At 45.2% G+C, this 16,047-nt stretch carries 21 protein-coding genes; 12 read left to right on the top strand and 9 right to left on the bottom strand.

Annotated elements, in window-relative coordinates; all coding sequences use genetic code 11:
• Positions 1-31: 31 nt before the first annotated feature.
• Complete coding sequence (locus RIN81_RS12700) at positions 32-874, top strand: HAD family hydrolase (protein ID WP_309090710.1); 843 nt, start codon at positions 32-34, stop codon at positions 872-874.
• 231 nt (positions 875-1,105) lie between these two features.
• Here RIN81_RS12700 and RIN81_RS12695 read toward each other — a convergent pair whose 3' ends face one another.
• Positions 1,106-2,308, bottom strand: a complete 1,203-nt coding sequence (locus RIN81_RS12695) for a copper amine oxidase (protein ID WP_309090708.1) — start codon at positions 2,306-2,308, stop codon at positions 1,106-1,108.
• 338 nt (positions 2,309-2,646) lie between these two features.
• Between RIN81_RS12695 and RIN81_RS12690 the strand changes: the two genes are divergently transcribed.
• The gene (locus tag RIN81_RS12690; protein WP_309090706.1) at positions 2,647-3,015 is read left to right on the top strand and encodes a hypothetical protein; all 369 of its coding nucleotides are present in this window, start codon (positions 2,647-2,649) and stop codon (positions 3,013-3,015) included.
• Here RIN81_RS12690 and RIN81_RS12685 read toward each other — a convergent pair.
• Both RIN81_RS12685 and RIN81_RS12680 read right to left on the bottom strand, forming a co-directional pair.
• The gene (locus tag RIN81_RS12685) at positions 2,987-3,517 is read right to left on the bottom strand and encodes a chromate transporter (RefSeq protein WP_242235193.1); all 531 of its coding nucleotides are present in this window, start codon (positions 3,515-3,517) and stop codon (positions 2,987-2,989) included. The genes RIN81_RS12690 and RIN81_RS12685 overlap by 29 nt on opposite strands.
• Positions 3,514-4,083, bottom strand: a complete 570-nt coding sequence (locus RIN81_RS12680) for a chromate transporter (RefSeq protein ID WP_309090703.1) — start codon at positions 4,081-4,083, stop codon at positions 3,514-3,516. The genes RIN81_RS12685 and RIN81_RS12680 overlap by 4 nt, the downstream gene beginning before the upstream one ends.
• A gap of 231 nt (positions 4,084-4,314) precedes the next feature.
• On the opposite strand from RIN81_RS12680, the gene RIN81_RS12675 reads away from it, so the two are divergent.
• Positions 4,315-5,544, top strand: coding sequence for an MFS transporter (locus tag RIN81_RS12675; RefSeq protein ID WP_309090701.1), 1,230 nt, complete (start codon positions 4,315-4,317; stop codon positions 5,542-5,544).
• Positions 5,545-5,619: 75 nt separating this feature from the next.
• Here the strand turns inward: RIN81_RS12675 and chrS are convergent, their stop codons facing one another.
• Both chrS and RIN81_RS12665 read right to left on the bottom strand, forming a co-directional pair.
• Complete coding sequence (gene chrS / locus RIN81_RS12670; protein ID WP_309090699.1) at positions 5,620-6,096, bottom strand: chromate efflux transcriptional regulator ChrS; 477 nt, start codon at positions 6,094-6,096, stop codon at positions 5,620-5,622.
• Between the two features lie 187 nt (positions 6,097-6,283).
• Positions 6,284-6,676: a thiol-disulfide oxidoreductase DCC family protein gene (locus RIN81_RS12665; RefSeq protein WP_309090697.1), complete on the bottom strand. Its 393-nt coding sequence runs from the start codon at positions 6,674-6,676 to the stop codon at positions 6,284-6,286.
• A 218-nt stretch (positions 6,677-6,894) separates the two neighbouring features.
• Here RIN81_RS12665 and RIN81_RS12660 point away from each other — a divergent pair, with 218 nt between their 5' ends.
• From RIN81_RS12660 to RIN81_RS12650, 3 genes are all read left to right on the top strand, one after another.
• The gene (locus RIN81_RS12660; RefSeq protein ID WP_309090695.1) at positions 6,895-7,857 is read left to right on the top strand and encodes an EAL domain-containing protein; all 963 of its coding nucleotides are present in this window, start codon (positions 6,895-6,897) and stop codon (positions 7,855-7,857) included.
• A 452-nt stretch (positions 7,858-8,309) separates the two neighbouring features.
• On the top strand, positions 8,310-8,438 hold the full coding sequence (locus RIN81_RS12655; RefSeq protein WP_309090693.1) for a hypothetical protein: 129 nt from the start codon (positions 8,310-8,312) through the stop codon (positions 8,436-8,438).
• A 168-nt stretch (positions 8,439-8,606) separates the two neighbouring features.
• Positions 8,607-8,753, top strand: coding sequence for a hypothetical protein (locus tag RIN81_RS12650; RefSeq protein ID WP_242235207.1), 147 nt, complete (start codon positions 8,607-8,609; stop codon positions 8,751-8,753).
• Between the two features lie 32 nt (positions 8,754-8,785).
• Here RIN81_RS12650 and RIN81_RS12645 read toward each other — a convergent pair whose 3' ends face one another.
• From RIN81_RS12645 to RIN81_RS12635, 3 genes are read right to left on the bottom strand one after another with little or no spacing between them, the layout of a single operon-like run.
• On the bottom strand, positions 8,786-9,145 hold the full coding sequence (locus RIN81_RS12645) for a spore coat protein (protein WP_375164544.1): 360 nt from the start codon (positions 9,143-9,145) through the stop codon (positions 8,786-8,788).
• Positions 9,146-9,151: 6 nt separating this feature from the next.
• A complete protein-coding gene (locus tag RIN81_RS12640) occupies positions 9,152-9,370 on the bottom strand; it encodes a spore coat protein (protein WP_242235209.1) in 219 nt (72 codons plus the stop codon).
• Positions 9,371-9,385: 15 nt separating this feature from the next.
• Positions 9,386-10,225, bottom strand: coding sequence for a manganese catalase (locus RIN81_RS12635; protein WP_242235211.1), 840 nt, complete (start codon positions 10,223-10,225; stop codon positions 9,386-9,388).
• Positions 10,226-10,431: 206 nt separating this feature from the next.
• Here RIN81_RS12635 and RIN81_RS12630 point away from each other — a divergent pair, with 206 nt between their 5' ends.
• The 5 genes from RIN81_RS12630 (at position 10,432) to RIN81_RS12610 (ending at position 15,249) form a co-directional block, all read left to right on the top strand.
• Positions 10,432-10,821: a tautomerase family protein gene (locus tag RIN81_RS12630; RefSeq protein WP_309090691.1), complete on the top strand. Its 390-nt coding sequence runs from the start codon at positions 10,432-10,434 to the stop codon at positions 10,819-10,821.
• Positions 10,822-11,128: 307 nt separating this feature from the next.
• Entirely contained in the window at positions 11,129-12,853 is a 1,725-nt protein-coding gene (ade, locus tag RIN81_RS12625; RefSeq protein WP_309090688.1) for an adenine deaminase, read from the top strand.
• Positions 12,850-13,173, top strand: a complete 324-nt coding sequence (locus RIN81_RS12620) for an MGMT family protein (RefSeq protein ID WP_251272449.1) — start codon at positions 12,850-12,852, stop codon at positions 13,171-13,173. The genes ade and RIN81_RS12620 overlap by 4 nt, the downstream gene beginning before the upstream one ends.
• 109 nt (positions 13,174-13,282) lie before the next feature.
• The gene (locus RIN81_RS12615) at positions 13,283-14,713 is read left to right on the top strand and encodes an FAD-binding protein (protein WP_309090686.1); all 1,431 of its coding nucleotides are present in this window, start codon (positions 13,283-13,285) and stop codon (positions 14,711-14,713) included.
• Positions 14,710-15,249 (top strand): MFS transporter, encoded by a 540-nt coding sequence (locus RIN81_RS12610; protein ID WP_309090684.1) that lies wholly within the window; start codon positions 14,710-14,712, stop codon positions 15,247-15,249. The genes RIN81_RS12615 and RIN81_RS12610 overlap by 4 nt, the downstream gene beginning before the upstream one ends.
• Positions 15,250-15,358: 109 nt before the next feature.
• Here the strand turns inward: RIN81_RS12610 and RIN81_RS12605 are convergent, their stop codons facing one another.
• Positions 15,359-15,613, bottom strand: a complete 255-nt coding sequence (locus tag RIN81_RS12605; protein ID WP_309090682.1) for a DUF3307 domain-containing protein — start codon at positions 15,611-15,613, stop codon at positions 15,359-15,361.
• Positions 15,614-15,727: 114 nt separating this feature from the next.
• Between RIN81_RS12605 and RIN81_RS12600 the strand changes: the two genes are divergently transcribed.
• Complete coding sequence (locus RIN81_RS12600) at positions 15,728-16,009, top strand: hypothetical protein (protein ID WP_309090680.1); 282 nt, start codon at positions 15,728-15,730, stop codon at positions 16,007-16,009.
• The last annotated feature ends 38 nt before the right edge of the window (positions 16,010-16,047 follow it).

Below are 16,047 nucleotides of genomic sequence, written 5' to 3'. Positions count from 1 at the left end.
ACATACCCTTTTTCAACGAGGTGATTTAACTATGTATAAAGCAATTGTTTTGGATTTGGATGGAACAACATTAACGGAATTTAACACGGTGAACGATACACTGACCGATTATGTGGCAGAACTTCGGCAAAGCGGCATGCTCGTGTTTATCGCTACGGGCAGGACGTTAAAGGAAGCAAGGGATGTGCTGCCGCCGCGTTTTAAAGTAGATGGCATTGTGACAGCCAACGGCATGTCCGCTTTTTTAGGCGGGAAACAAATTTCACAGCACGCACTGCCGCCGGAACTGGTGCAGAAACTGGCCTTGAAGGCAGGAGAATGGGGCATTTATTATGAAATTCATCCGAACGAGGGACCGCGGACGGCACTTGAGAAAGACCGGGTGTTTATGACAGAGATTGCAACAGAGCCGAAGCCCGAGGCCATTCACGAGAATGAATGGCTGTCCCGCCAGGAAGCGGTTCAGTCTAAGATCCAGTGGACGAGTGAGCTGCGTGCCGAGAATGCAGCGAAGATTTACTTTTTCAGCCGGGACAAAGCAGTAATGGATGGATGGAAGGCAGAGTTGGAACAGGTAAAAACAAATATCGCTTTTACGACTGCTTCGTCTACACACCATAATGTGGAGGTAACAGTAGAAGGAGTTTCAAAAGCAACAGGTGTGAAAAAGCTGCTTGATCGCTTTCATTTGAAGAGAGAAGAGATATTGGCAGTAGGCGACGGAGAAAATGATCTGCCGCTTTTCGAGCTGGCCGGTTATTGTGTGGCCATGAAAAACGCCACGGATTTTGTGAAGCAGCAGGCAGATGAAGTAACGGAGTTTTCCTATAAAGAGGATGGACTGTACCGCTTTTTAAAGAAAAAGTTCGTCTAAAAAAATAAAGAGAAAAGCCTAAAGGAGTTTATCCTTTAGGCTTGAGAATGTAGACAAAATAAGAAAGCAGGCTGATTGAAAACGCCTGTCTCTCAAGGAACGCCGCCGGCTGGAAAGCGGAGTGCCCTTTTTGGGGGCATGAGCATTCACAGCCAGCAAGTGACGCCGAAAGCGGGCGTTTGTCAACAGCCTGAGCCTAAAGGAGTTCATCCTTTAGGCTTTTCATGTTGGTTAAGACTGTTTGCGGAAGCGAAGTGCTGCCACAGTAGTAATGGATGCAAGCAGCAAGCCGGCTAACAGACACATATATGGCATATTAGATTGAGAGCCGCCAAGGCCAGTTTGCGGCATTTCTTTCGGCATTGCTTCGCCGGAGAACTTATCCGGGAACTGGTCCACAATAGCCGCGGATAACCCTGCAGCCGGCATGCTCATGTGGGCGTATGCTTCACGGATGGAGCTGTATGCTGTTTCATAGTCACCCACAACGTAGGAGTCAAAAGCCTGGAGCAGCTGATCCACGTGCATCGTCAAGCCTTCTTCGAGGTCTGCTGCCGGTCCGCGTCCTTGTGTGGCTGTATCAAGGAAAGCGGCCTGCTCTTTAATGTACTCATCAAGGTCTGCTTTTGCTGCTTCCTGGGCTTTGGCATCTTTTGCGCCTGTCGCTTTCACGTAATCCACAAAGCAGCCGATATGAGAATTCCAGATTTTCGCAAACTGAGCTCCTGCTTTTTCACCGTAAACAGATGCTACAGAGGCAGACAAGTCATCTGCATTAGCGGTCAGGGCTGCAGCAGCCTGCTCAAAGCTTTTCGCTCCATCGACTCCGTCCTGCATTGCCATAGCAGCCAGGCCAGCATGCTCGGTAAATACAGAGTTTAATTGCGAGCGAAGGTCAACGGCTGGTGTGTCAGGATTCGAGTTTTTAAACTTGTCCAGGAATTGATCGGCAATGGCAACTGATAATGTTTCAGCAAACATGCTCATATGATGGGTGGCTTCGCGTTCATGTGTGTATGCCGCTTCAAAATCGCCTGCTGTGTATGCAGCAAATGCGCCGACGAGCTGGTCAAGGTGCATGGACAGCCCTTCCACAAGCGCCGATTCAGGAAGGCGGTCTTCTGTTGCTGTTGCGAAAAAAGCAGCTTGTTCTTTTTTATACTCTTCCAATTTATCAAGTGCTGCCTGTTTCGCTGCTTCATCCCCAGCGCCTGTCGCTTTCACATAGTCAACAAGATAGTTGATGTGAGAATTCCAGATGTCTAAAAACTGTTTTCCTGCTTCGTCTCCATAAACGGATGAAACAGCGGCAGCAATATTATCGGAGTTGGCCATAAGCACCGCGGCCGTTTGGTCAAAATCTTTTGCGCCATCTGCGCCTTTGCGCATCGCTTCAACCGCTAGAAAAGCGTGTTCTGTTAAAGCAGTATCCAACGTGATGCGAAGCTCTGCTGCTGGTGTAGCTGTACTTTGTGAAGCGGCTGCTGCTTTGTTTTGATGATTTACTTCATGGGCTGTTCACCGCCGTCTGCAAATGCGACGGTTGGAACAACGAGTGACAATGCAAGCGGGGCAATAAGGAATTTTTTGTTCGTTTTTCTTTTGTTCAAAGTAAACCTCTCCATTTTTAACATAGGATTTGTAGTTCTTGTAACAGCTAACGGAAAAGTATTTGGACTGGATCACTTTTTTATAAAATTTTTTAAAAAGAAAAAGTAAAAAAAGAAAAAAGCAGCGTGCAGTAAGAAAATATTTTTTTATAGGGAGCACATTTGGCTGTTTCCGTAAGAACACAAGCGCGTATGATGGGGGAGGGGGTGGGTCTATTGTCTGGGCGAAGCCGTGATAATCTAGGGCAATTGTTTGGTAAATATTCATTGTTAATATGGAATATTTCCCATGCAGCTTTGGAAGACACATATTTAGCGGAGCGGGTCGTTAGATTTGTTTTTCAAGAAATAAGAAGAAGCCCGAATAATCTAGCAAACGAAAAAAAGCAATCTATTTACTTTGTGAAACTGTGTCGGGAAAAAATCATGTATATTCAAGCAGAGGCTCAAAAAAGCGTGAATGATAGCCGCCAGACAGCGGGCCTTCATTCACGCTTTTCGGTTAAGAAAGAAAAACAGCTCCGTAAATAAGTGAAGACAGGACGACCAGGCCGGGATGGATTTTTCTTTTTTCCATCAGCCAGTAGCTGCCGGCCGCCAGAATGAAAATATGCAAAGGGCTGATTTGAACGTATGAGTCGAAAAAAGCTTGAAACGCCATCACACCAAGTAAGACAGCAATAGTCGGCTTTACATAAGCGGTCATTCTTTTTACACGCGGGGAGGTCCGGTTTTTATACAAAATACCCATTAAAGAGATCATTAATAGAAGAGAAGGCAGTACAGTAGCCAGCACCGCCAGCACGGCACCCAGCCAGCCTCCTTCCTGGAAGCCAATATAACCGCCCATCTTCGTGGCGATGGGGCCGGGCAGTGCATTGCCCATCGCGAAAGCTTCGTTAAATTCCTGTACGGTCATCCACCCATAGCGGTCCACGACTTCTTTTTGAATAAGCGGGATTGTAGCTGGGCCGCCGCCGTAGCCAAGCAGATTCGTCATGAAAAATACCCAGAAAATATGCAAATAAATCATACGAGCCGTCCTTTCTTTTTGTCAGCTGCTTTATCTTTAACCGGCTTAAAGAAAGCAAACAGCAGCAAAGTGGCAATTAAAATAGCAGGATGAATATGAAGAAGCTCAATCAATAAAAGTCCAATTACAACATGAACAGCGACCGTTCCCCACTTCAAGCCTTTCATCGAGCTTTGAAGAAAATCTTTTGTCAACACGGCCAGCATGATGCCGACGACGGGCAAAACGCCCCGTGTCATTCCCTGCACCCAGGCCAGGTCTTTAAAAGCCGCTAAGGTCGTCAGTAGAAAAATCATTAATAAAATGGTTGGCAGAATGGTCGCTAAAATCGCATTGATCGTGCCGAGTACCCCGCCGACCCGGTATCCAATATAGCCAGCCATCTTTGTATTAATGGGGCCTGGAAGCGTGTTTCCAATCGCTAAAATGTCTCCAAATTCTTCATTATCCATCCATTTAAACCGCTCGACCACTTCTTTTTGAACAAGTGGGATAGTCGTCGGGCCGCCGCCGTAGCCGAGCATGCTGCTGCGGAAAAAAGCGATAAAAATATCGAACTGCTTCATAAAAACATCCTTTCTATCATCGTGGTGAAAGTGAAACACGTTCAGAAGAGATTTTGTATTGCCAAACCAATTGTATTGTTTATTACATCTTAACATTCGAATTGTAATAAAAAAAGATAAAATGATTACGTTTCGAATAAAATCTATGGGAGATTTTCTACCGAAAATGAACAAGAGGCTGTTTTTTTTCTTTATGCTGTTGCTATCAATTTATGAAAAGGGGCACCGTACATGAAAAAAACACATCCTGCAGTTGTTATTTTTCTTTTTTTCCTTGGCTGGGTCTTTATGTATGCAGATCGGAATATTCTTTCACCTGTTATGGGAAGTATCGGCGAAGAGTGGAGCCTTGATAAATCGCAGCTTGGTTTAATGTCAACGGTGTTTTTCGCTGCTTATGCGGCGATGCAGATTCCAACCGGCTTTTTGGCAGACAGGTTTGGCCGTGTAAAAGTGCTCGTCATTGGCTATCTACTGTTTGGGGTGGCCACTTATTTAAGCGGGATGGCGACAACCTTTCTTGTATTTTTAATGATGCGCGCGCTGACGGGGCTTGGGGAAGGAACGTATTACGGCTCCCAGTACGGCATTTCTTCTACGATTACACCTAAAAAATACCGGGGCCTTGTATCGGCCTTGATCAACAGCGGAATGGCCTTCGGTATTTCACTTGGTTTTATGGCGTCCAGTTATTTTACGTACACTTTAAATAAAGGATGGCAGTATCCGTTTTACGTGTTTGCGGTACCGACTATTATCGTTGCCATTTTAATTGCGGTTTTGGTACGGGATGACACACATAAGAAAAAGGAAGCATCAGCGGAAAAAGCAGAAAAGCTGGATATGAAAAAACTGTTTACGAAAAATCATATTCTTGTCTATGTACTTATTTTCTGCTCGCTTTATGGATTTTTCGGCATGCTCACATGGCTCCCTTATTATTTGCAGACAGTCAGAGGCGTAGAAGCTTCCCAGACAGGCATCATTGCTTCACTGGTGCCATGGGCTTCCATTCCAGGCGCTATCTTATTTGGCTTTTTGTCCGATAAAATTAAAAACAGAAAGCCGTTGATTATTTCACTGGCGCTGGCCGGCGCTATCTGCCAATTCGCCATTCCATATACGGAAAACTACTCGCTTTTGCTTGTAGGTCTTGCTCTGTACGGACTGCTTGGAAAACTGGCACTGGATCCGGTGCTGATCTCGTATATGGCTGATATTACACCGCCTTCTATGTATTCAAGAGTGTACGGCTTTTTTAACTTCAGCGGCATGCTGTCTTCAATTTTTGCTCCCTACATTACCGGCTTTTTTGCAGATGTGACAGGGAGATTGGAGTTTGGTTTTTATTTATCAGGGGCACTGCTTATTTTCGGAGCGATTATGTTCCTGTTTACCGATCATAAAGGCAGCCAGGAACAAAATGATCAAGAGTTTACAGGGAGTGAGAAAGTGGTGTAAAGAAGAAGGACAACAAAAAAGAGGCTGCCGGGCAGGCAGCCTCTTTTTTATATGTGAAAATCGCTTGCTACGTGATTACAGTTTCATGCCCATTCGGCTTTTGTATCGTTTAATTAAAATCTGGCAGTCAACACTTACGACGCCCTGAAGCGGATACAGCTTTTCTGCTAAAAAGCGCTCCATCTCCTGGTTATCGGTAAAAATCCCATGCATATGAAGTTTGCTGGGACCGGTCATATGATACAAGCTTGTCACAGCTGGTTCATTTTGAAGGTGGTCAGCCACTTTTTCTAAAAATTGAGGCTCTACTTCTACATTGAAAAAAGCAGATACGTGCATACCGATCTTTGCCGGATTAATGACGGTTGTGAATTTTTCAATGACACCCTGCTCCATTAAGTTATTAATTCTGGCTTGAACAGCAACACGGGAGAGGTCCACTTGTTTTGCGATGTCCGTATAGGAAATGCGGCTGTTTTCATGCAGAATAGACAAAATGCGTTTGTCTATTTCGTCAATATTCAAGTCGGGAATGCTGTATTTTGATAACATACTGTGTCAGCTCCATTATAAAAGTAGTGCGCGTTTAGTGTATCACGATCTGTTTATGTGTATAAACTTTTAAGCAGAAAAAGACCAATCGCCAGCTTCTATCATAGTGGAACGAGAAAAAAGAATACACTCGTTTGGCAGGTTTTCTGTCCATAAAAAAGAACCTGCCTGAGCAGGTTCTTCTTTTTTATAAAAAGCGCTGGCGTACTTCCGGTGATGGAAGCATACAGTGGTCGCTTTTTTTGCCAAACCATTTGTACCGGTTTGCCGCTACATAATCATATACAAGATTGCGAAGCGGTGCTGGAACGGCTATCAGCGCATAAAGCAATTTCCATGCTCCGTCCAGACGGCGTGCTACCCTTAAAGCAGCAGTTGATTTAATATAAGCCTGTCCATCTTCTACAAGCACAAAACTATCGAGGTCTTTCGGTATATTGTGCTCTTTTAGCAGCTTTTGGCCGACATCACTTTGAAGTGATGCGTAATTAAAATAGCCTTTCGAATCACGCTGTATAATAAATTGAACGCTGGCATCGCAAAAATTACAATCCCCGTCGAATAAAACGATTGCTGTCATGATTAAATTCCTCCTCATTTAAGCAGTCTGCTCTTATTAGTCTAACCGCTTTTTCCCCTCTTCAAACTATAGACCAAAATGAAGATAAATCAGGACAAAAGTTTAATTAAAAAGTACTCATTATTCTTCCGGTAAAGTTTATAAGGTATCCGGAAAGGGGACTTAAGTAATATTCGCTGTTTTGAGTGTTTAATTTTGATAAAAGGGAGTATATACATATGCCGGAAAGCTGTATGGAATGCCGGGTTCCCATTCGATTTTATGAACCAGGCCGCCTGTTTATTTCAAATGAGAAAGATTGGTCATGTATCGATTTTCAAACAATGAAGGAAGCGGAGAAAAAGCTTCAAACTGTTCAGGAGAAACAGGAAGGGGCGTTAATAGGCGGGATCGGGCGCCCGGATGACGAGGCGCCACTTCGCACCGCACCCATTGGAGAGGTGGCAGAATGGTTTTCTCACCAGGAAGTGATCCGTGTCATTGAAAAGAACCAATTTGTCAGCTTTCTCCAGCCGATTGTGGACGCAGGCACCGGCAGCATATACGGATATGAATCGCTTCTGCGGACAAACAAAGAAGCTGCAATCCCGCCGGTCCGTCTGTTTGCTGCTGCTCAAAAGCTGGGCATGCACTCCTACTTGGATAAGCAGGCAAGAGAAAGTGCCATCATTGCCCGCAAAAAATACATCCGAAATGGACAGAAAAGCTTTATTAACTTTTTGCCTTCCACCATTTATAATCCGGAATTCTGCCTGCAGCATACGTTTCGGATTATCGAAAAATACAATGTAAATCCTGGAGATCTTGTGTTTGAAGTGGTTGAAACGGAGAAGATAGAAGATATTGAACACTTAAGAAAAGTGCTGAATGTTTATAAGCAAGAAGGCATTAAAGTAGCGCTTGACGATGTAGGGGCCGGTTTTTCTACGATTGAAATGCTTGAGAAGCTAAGGCCGAACTACATTAAAATTGACCGTTCGTACGTCTCGTTTTGTGATCAGGACGGGGATAAACAATTATTTATTGAAAGAGCGCTGAAAACGGCGTCAAATCTGGGAATTAAAACACTCGCAGAAGGCATTGAGCGCAAAGAAGAATATGAGTATTGTCTTGCGGCAGGCATCCCGCTTGTGCAAGGATATTACTTTGGGAAGCCCTCTGCAGAACCTGTAGCGGATTAAAAGAAAAACCGTCCGGCTTAAGAGCTGCTGGACGGTTTTTTGAGTGATTGGCTAAACATGAACACGCCTGCTGCTACAAGAAGAAAGCCGGTCCCTATAAAGCCTTGCGGCGGGGAAGGAGCCGCCGGTTACGGAAGAAGCTGCCACCACGCCAAGTGAGAAAAAAGCATAAAAGCAGTCATACGTCCTGCTCCCTGCTTTCCATTGTGACAGCGTCCACAAGCAGAGAATTAATAGAAGGAAATAAAAAAGCGAAGCCGGCTCATAATAGGCAGCTGGGCAAAGAGGGTCAAAAAAGAAAAGAAGACACTAAGATACACAAACGCCCGCATCATCGGCCGCCTCCGTTCGATCAATCGCTCATTTCACTATAGGATGGGGCAGGAACAAAAAGGAAGTGAAACAGATTCCGCCACTGGAACGTATAAAAAAATAAACGAAGGCGGGAGGCAATGAATAAAAAAGCAGAAAAAAAGCGAAAAGATAAGTGGGATACAGCCCATGTTTTGCTTGAACTCATTACTTCCGGCGGGGAACTCATTATATATGGGATCCGGGCTCTCGTGCGCTGGTGGAATTAAAAACAGCTTTGCATAAAAGAGAAAAAGCCCTTTATTCAACGATTGTTGCTGAAGTGTTTTGAAAATACAGAGTTTAAAAACTTTACATGCCGGTGAATATTTTCCTTTCGATTGGGTAATTATTACTAAAAGGCTAAAAAGAAAAGTCATGCAAAGGAAGTGACAGCCATGGGAATAGCAGCAGATCGGTGTATTTTTAAGCAGGAGCTCACGTTGTTGTACATGGACTATGCACGCTGCCACAACGGCGCTATCAAAAAACAAATTGCCAAAGACATTGAATTGCTTCAAAAAGCGATCGCGCTTATTCTATAGAAAAAAGCATCCGGCTTTCACCGGATGCTTTTTTATTTGCTTTTTGACTTTTTAGCAGATGATTTTTTCGCAGAACTGCTTTTGCCTCCGCTGGATGATTGAGCGGAAGGAGCAATAGACAGTGCTTTGTCTGCTTTCTCAAGATCGTGTGTGACCTGCTCTTCTATGTCATACGCGTGATACATTTCATTATCAATCATATACTGGGCCATTTTATCATGCAGATCAATTGCGTTATCAAGTTCTCGACGCAGCAGCTGCTTCACTTCTGGCGTAGCCGTTTCCGTAATGGCTACGGCTAAATTTCGTACACCGGCTTTAGCCGTAATAAGAAAATCAGTCGCGATGGCCAGGTCGTCGAGTACCACATCTTTTTCACTTTTTTTTGCCATCCATGCTTACCTGCCTTTCGCTGTTTGTTTTTGGTCGTCTTCGAGCACAGATTGTAAATCTTTAATCGCTTTTTTAGAAAGCTTAATATCTTCCTTCAGCAATTTTTTTAGATTTGAATCCTTGACAAGGTCAAGCATGGCGGTGCTTTTTGTCAAGCAGGCTGTTTTAAATAAAAGAACTTCATGAACTTCCAGCTTCTCATGCATTGCTAACGATTTGGCCATGCTCATCACTCCTTTTTATTTATCGGTTGCTTTTCCGTCTAAATCATGGTGAATCGCAGTCGGAGGAACAGCCGGCATCGGTTTTTGACCTTGCGGCGCTGGATCTTTTAAATAGACATAGTCACCGGTTCCATCTGGTGCACTGCCTTTTGCCCAGCGTCCTTCAGCAGATTCCGATCCTTCTGAAAGATCCCAGAACTCAAACGCGTGCGGCTGTGCTTCCTGCTCTGCTTCTGGAGGGAAGGAGGCCGGCACGGCTACGCCGTTTTTCTCTTCCAGCTCTGCAATAGCTTCCATCCATTGATATTGGTGATAACGGTCACGGGCGAGCATTTTACGGAATACAGCCCGGACGCCTTCGTCTTTTGTCATATGGTAAAGGCGTGCAACCTGCAGGCGTCCTTGAGATTCAGCGTGCAGATTGGAGCGCATATCGGCAAGCAGGTTGCCGCTCGCTACAATATAGTTTCCGTTCCACGGCACACCGTTTGAATTGGTTGGCAGGCCGCCAAGTCCGCTCACAAGCAAGTGCTGCGGATTAATACCGCCCATAATGGCAGCGATGGCAGGGTCTTCTGCTGCTTCGGCCTGTGCCTCTGGCGATGCCCCGTCTAGAAGCTGGCTGATCAGGGCGCAAAGCATTTCCACATGCCCAATTTCTTCTGTACCGATATCCATGAGCATATCCTTATACTTTTCTTCTCCCCGGCAGTTAAAGCCCTGGAACAAATATTGCATCATGACAGTCATTTCTCCAAACTGACCGCCGAGCACCTCTTGAATCTGGCGTGCAAGCAGCGGGTCTGGACGTTCTACTTTTACTTCAAACTGTAATTCTTTCTGGTGACGGAACATAAAAAAATCCTCCTTCAGCATAATAGAATGTTGTGTCTTTATTTGTCGTACCCTTCTTTTCTGCTCCAGAATCCTTAAGCCGCAAAAATAGGAAAAAAATCACTTGCATGAACAAGTGATAAGTTAATTAGAATTGCGTGAACATTGTGAAAGAAGGGTAACCATGATAGAGTGAAAGTGTACATAAGAATTGGAGGGACTCTGTTATGCCATTGCTTCGTTTTGATGTCATCGAAGGAAGAACAGAAGAAGAGCTGAAAGGGCTGCTTGATGCGGCTCACCGGGGGATGCTCAAAGCATTTCAAGTACCGGAGCGTGACCGCTATCAAATTGTTCACCAGCATCCGGCTCATGAAATGATTATTGAAGACACCGGACTTGGGTTTGAACGCTCAAAAGATGTCGTGGTAATCAGTATTGTAAGCAAGCAAAGAACAGAAGAACAAAAACAGAATCTGTATCAGTACATTGTGGAAGAATTGCAGGAAAGCTGCGGAATCGATCCAAGAGATGTAATGATTTCTCTTTCCATTAATGGAGATGCCGATTGGAGCTTCGGATTTGGCAAAGCGCAGTTTTTAACAGGTGATCTTTAACCTGCCATCCATTTCAGATACTTTCTGAAATGGATTTTTTAATTGCTTTTTAAAAGCGGGTCTTGCCCTTTTTGGAGGATCGAGCCGGAAGCGGCGGGAATGACCAATCCGTATATAAATAAACAAAATCATTTATTATAAGAAGAAGTACAAACAGGCTCTTTTTTGTCAGCGCTGACAAAAAAGAGCCTGTTTTTTAAAAATAAAAAATCATTTGCAACCACATTTTTTTCCGAGTAAAATATGAAAAACTAGTGAGAGAATTCACAAATGCCGACAGAGCAGAAAAAATAAAGGGGGAAGCGGCATGACAAATGCACTGAAAAGATTGATCGAAACGGCACAGCGCCCGGAGGAAGCGGATATTATTATTCAAAACGGGACAGTGGTAGACGTTTTTTCACTTGAAACGTTTCAAGCGGATGTTGCGATCAAAGATAGCTGCATTGTCGGCATCGGCACGTATCCGAAAGGAAAAAAGATCGTAGATGCGTCGGGCAAGTATGTGATGCCAGGCTTTATCGACGGCCATATCCATATTGAATCAACGATGGTGACACCGTCGGAGTTTTCGCGGGCTCTTATTAAACACGGCGTGACGACCGTTGTAACAGACCCACATGAAATTGCCAATGTGGCGGGACGAGTTGGCATCGACTTTATGCTGGAGGATGCAGCCGGGACGGATGTTGATATTTTAATGAAACTGCCTTCCTGTGTACCGGCAACCCCGTTTGAGCAGAACGGTGCCACGCTAACGGCGGATGACCTGCGCCCATACCTGCCTCACAAAAATGTGATCGGCCTGGCAGAAGTTATGGATTATCCTTCTGTTTTAAATGGAGACACAGGCATGCTTGCCAAAATTGAGATGACAACGGAAGCAAATTTAACCGTAGACGGTCATGCGGCGGGACTGCCGGATGCAGCGTTGAACGTTTACAGCACAGCCGGCATCCGCAACGACCATGAAGCCGTAACAGCAGAGGAGGCGGTTTCGCGTGTACGCCGGGGGATGCATGTTCTTGTACGGGAAGGTTCAGCTGCTAAAGACCTGCTTGCCCTCCTGCCGGCTATTCATGAGCGGAACAGCAGCCGGTTTTCTTTTTGTACAGATGATAAACATCTGGATGAGCTGGCTGAAGAAGGAACCGTTAATTTTGCGGCACGCCTGGCAATCGAGCATGGACTCGATCCACTGATTGCCATTCAAATGGCGACGATCAATAATGCGGTATGCCACGGCTTGAAAAACAAAGGAGCCATTGCTCCTGGATATACAGCAGATATTTTGATCACGGGCAGCTTGAAGACACTTGAGCCGGAAACGATTATAAAGGACGGCCAGGTGCTGGATCTAGCTGCTTCTAAAAGCCGCCGTGCCGCCGTGCCAGAATCGGTTCAATCATCGCTTAATATAAAGAAGGTTACGAAAGAATCCTTGCAGATTCCGCTGAAGGACGGACAAAAAGCCATGATCATCGGCGTTGTACCGGGACGGATTATTACAAATAAAATAGAAGCCGATGTAAAAGTAGAAAATGGCTTTTTCGTGCCGGATGCAGCGCGCGATCAGCTGAAAATTGTGGTGTGTGAGCGCCACCATGCAACCGGCAGCATCGGCGCAGGTATCGTCAGCGGGCTCGGACTGAAGCGGGGTGCGATTGCGTCAACCGTCGCACATGATTCACATAACCTTGTCGTAGCCGGAACAAATGATGAAGACATTTTGGCAGCCGTTGAAGCGTCAGAGCGCATGCAGGGCGGCCTTGTGATTGTAGAAAATGGAAAGGTTCTGGCATCAGTTCCTCTTCGTGTCGGCGGCATTATGTCAGAAAAGCCGTATGAAGAAGTGATCGAGGAGCTGCACCATCTGCATGAACAGCTGTCTCTTGTAGCGGAGGAGTCACAAAATATTTTTATGATTTTATCTTTCCTGTGCCTGCCCGTTATTCCAAGCTTAAAGCTGACAGACAAAGGATTGTTTGATGTAGATGCTTTCCGTCATATTGAAGTAGGAATTCCGGAGTGACGCCATTTACAGAAGACGTCGTTCGTGTACTTAAAAGTATTCCAGAAGGTGTTGTTGTCACATATGGACAGGTAGCACGCCTGGCTGGAAGTCCCCGTGCTGCCCGCCAGGTAGTCCGCATTTTGCATTCGATGGGTGAGAAACATAACCTGCCCTGGCACCGGGTTGTAAATGCCCGGGGTGAAATAAATGTGCCGGGTGAGGAAGCAAAAGCCGAACAGCGCCGCCGTTTGAGGGAAGAAGGCGTTTCTTTTACAGAAGACGGGCGCGTCGATTGGAATAAAATAACTGAAAAAGCGGATCAGCCGAAAAAGGGCTGATCCGCTTTTTTGGCTGTTTACAAGCCTGCCCGGCAGCTCCACCCTTTTTTTAGTATAGTGGAAGTGAAAAAATATGGAAGTTGAAGTTTGGCAAAAGGGGCGTAAAAACATGAAAAAAGGGTTATTCGTTTGCTTGTACGGTGTTTTATTCACCGCTTCTGTTTATCTTTACAGCCATGTTTATTCCCGGCCAGCCGTTGAAGATGCAGGGCGTCTCCTACCTGCGCAGGTGAAAACAATTGAACGGGCAGATGGTGAACAAACGTTGAAGAAAATTGTACAGAAAGCAAACAGTACGGGGACTCAGCTGACGATTGCAGGAATGCAGCACAGCCAGGGCGGACAGACCTACTATCCGGGAGCCGTTATGATTGATATGAAACCTTTTAATAACGTTATTGACTTTGATCTGGAGGAAAAATGGATTACTGTTCAAAGCGGAGCGACATGGGATGATATCCAGCGGTACATTAATCCTTACGGCCTTTCCGTAAAAGTGATGCAATCCCAAAACATTTTTACGGTTGGCGGCTCATTAAGCGTGAATGTACATGGCCGGGATATTCGGAACGAGGCCCTTATCACGACAGTAAAATCATTTCGGCTGTTAAAGCCGGACGGCACCATTATTCGCGTCAGCAGAGAGGAAAATGCAGAATGGTTTCCCTACGTGATTGGCGGCTACGGCTTATTTGGCATTATTTTAGATGTTACGCTTTCTTTGACGGAAGATGAGCTGTATCAAAAAAGAACGAGAGAACTTGATTATCGAGACTACACCCGCTATTTTGGGCAGCAGGTAAAAGAAAATGAAGCGGTAAAAATGCATTTGGCACGTATTTCGGTCGCTCCTTCTTCTTTTCTGCGCAGCATGTATGTAACAGATTATATAAAAGCCCAAAATCAGAACATGCTGACAAGCTATAACGAGTTGAAGGAAGAGCGGATTGTGGCGCTGCCAAAGCTTTTCCTCGGCTTGTCTCGTTACAGTGAATGGGGAAAAGAGACGTTTTGGGATATTCAAAAGCAATATATGCTTCAAGAAGATGGCTCACTTGAATCGAGAAATAACGTCATGCGTTCGGAAACGGATTTTATGGACTATGAAAGCGGCGAGAGAACCGAAGTGCTGCAGGAGTACTTTATTCCGACAGATGAATTTGCTTCTTATATCGATGATATGCGGAACCTTCTTGAAAAAAAAGACAAGTTTAACCTTTTGAACATTACCATCCGCTACGTGGAAAAAAATGATCAGGCTGTTCTGTCTTATGCAAAGGAAGACATGTTTGCACTTGTACTTTTAATCAATCAAGGAAAGTCAAAGCAGGAAGTGGAGCAATCAAAAGCGGTTATACAGGAAATGATTGATGTCACCTTGAACCACCGCGGCAGCTATTACCTGCCCTATTACTCCTTTCCAACGAAGGAACAGCTGAGGAAAGCATATCCGCTTGCTCCTACTTTTTTTAAGAAAAAGCAGGAGATGGACCCAAAGAAGCGGTTTACAAACTATTTTTATGAGGAGTACCAACAATGAATTATCGTCGGTTTGTCACGTCTCAAAGTCTCGTTTTAATGGCAGGAAGCATGATTTTTCCATTTTATGTTCTGCTGCTGAGGAAGGTGGGGGACAGCTACTCACAGTTTGGCTGGGCGTACGGCCTTTTTGCATTAACGTCCGCTCTCGCTTATCCGGTGGTTGGAAAAGCGGCAGACCGATTAGGAGACCGGATCCTGCTCATTTTTTATTCAATGGCCATGGCTGTGCTGCTACTGTTTTTCCCGCTTGCCACAAGCGTATGGCAGGTATATGGTCTTCAAGTATGCATGGGGGTGCTGGGTGCTGTGCAAAAAAACACTGAAAAAGCGGCCTTGGCCCGGCATGCAGACCAAGGTCAGGCCGGCGCCGATATAGGCCGCTATCACTTCTGGACTTCCATTGCTGCCGCCGCGGCGGTCATCTTTACCGGTTACCTCGTTGATTTTTTAACGATTGCAACCATTTTTTATCTGGCGTCTCTTATGTACGTTATGAGCGGATTCATTATATGGAAAGAGCCGAAAACCGGCTGATGACATCAAACTTTTCTTGCTTATAGGTGCAATGCCGCTGCCAGAACAAGCAGATGAAAGATTGGGTCTACAATAATCCCAAGCCAGCCCGATTCCGGTCCCCGAGCTTTCATAATGGTCCGCAGCCACCAGGCAACGAGGGGTCCGGCGGGATTATCACATGAGTGAGGAAAATAAAAGCGATAGCCAGCGGAGAGAGGCCACCAAACGTCAGCCAGGAAAACAGGGAAACAATGAACGTGTATAAGAAGCAATGAGCAAGCAGTGGTGCCCAGCTGGATGCTTTATACTGGACCATCCAGCTCGTTTGAAACAAATAATCACCTATTAAATGTGCCAGTAAAAGCAGGTTAAACGGCTCCATTCCTTCACGTCGCCCAACAAAATAGATTTCTGTACTCTGGTAGAAAATATGATATATTTAAAATATCATACTATAGATTTAGGTAATAAGGACTTTTTTTATGAGGCGAATTTTTTGAAAAAGGGCGGAACGGTTCAGCGGGAGCTTTCAGCTGAAGCGATGCTTGAGATTATTTTTGACTATGCTGCAAAAATTTCTGGAGAAAATGGTTTGGATACGCTGCTTGTTTTAATAGCTGAAATGGGCGTCGTCATTAAAGCCGGATTGTTTACAGGGCCGGCGATCGCGGTCAATGCGAACGGCCTGCTTGATTATTCTGGCCATACTGGAAATATGATTGCATGTATTCAGCAGCAAAGCGAAGGCGGTGATATTATAGTCAGTGCCCAGAAATGAGAACGGGAATCGTTTGCCGGGATCGCGAAGGAATTTTC

This window comes from Domibacillus sp. (assembly GCF_031181085.1).
GTDB lineage: Bacteria > Bacillota > Bacilli > Bacillales > Domibacillaceae > Domibacillus.
The sequence above is the reverse complement of the archived record's forward strand: the minus strand, read 5'-3'. Positions and strand labels throughout refer to the sequence as shown.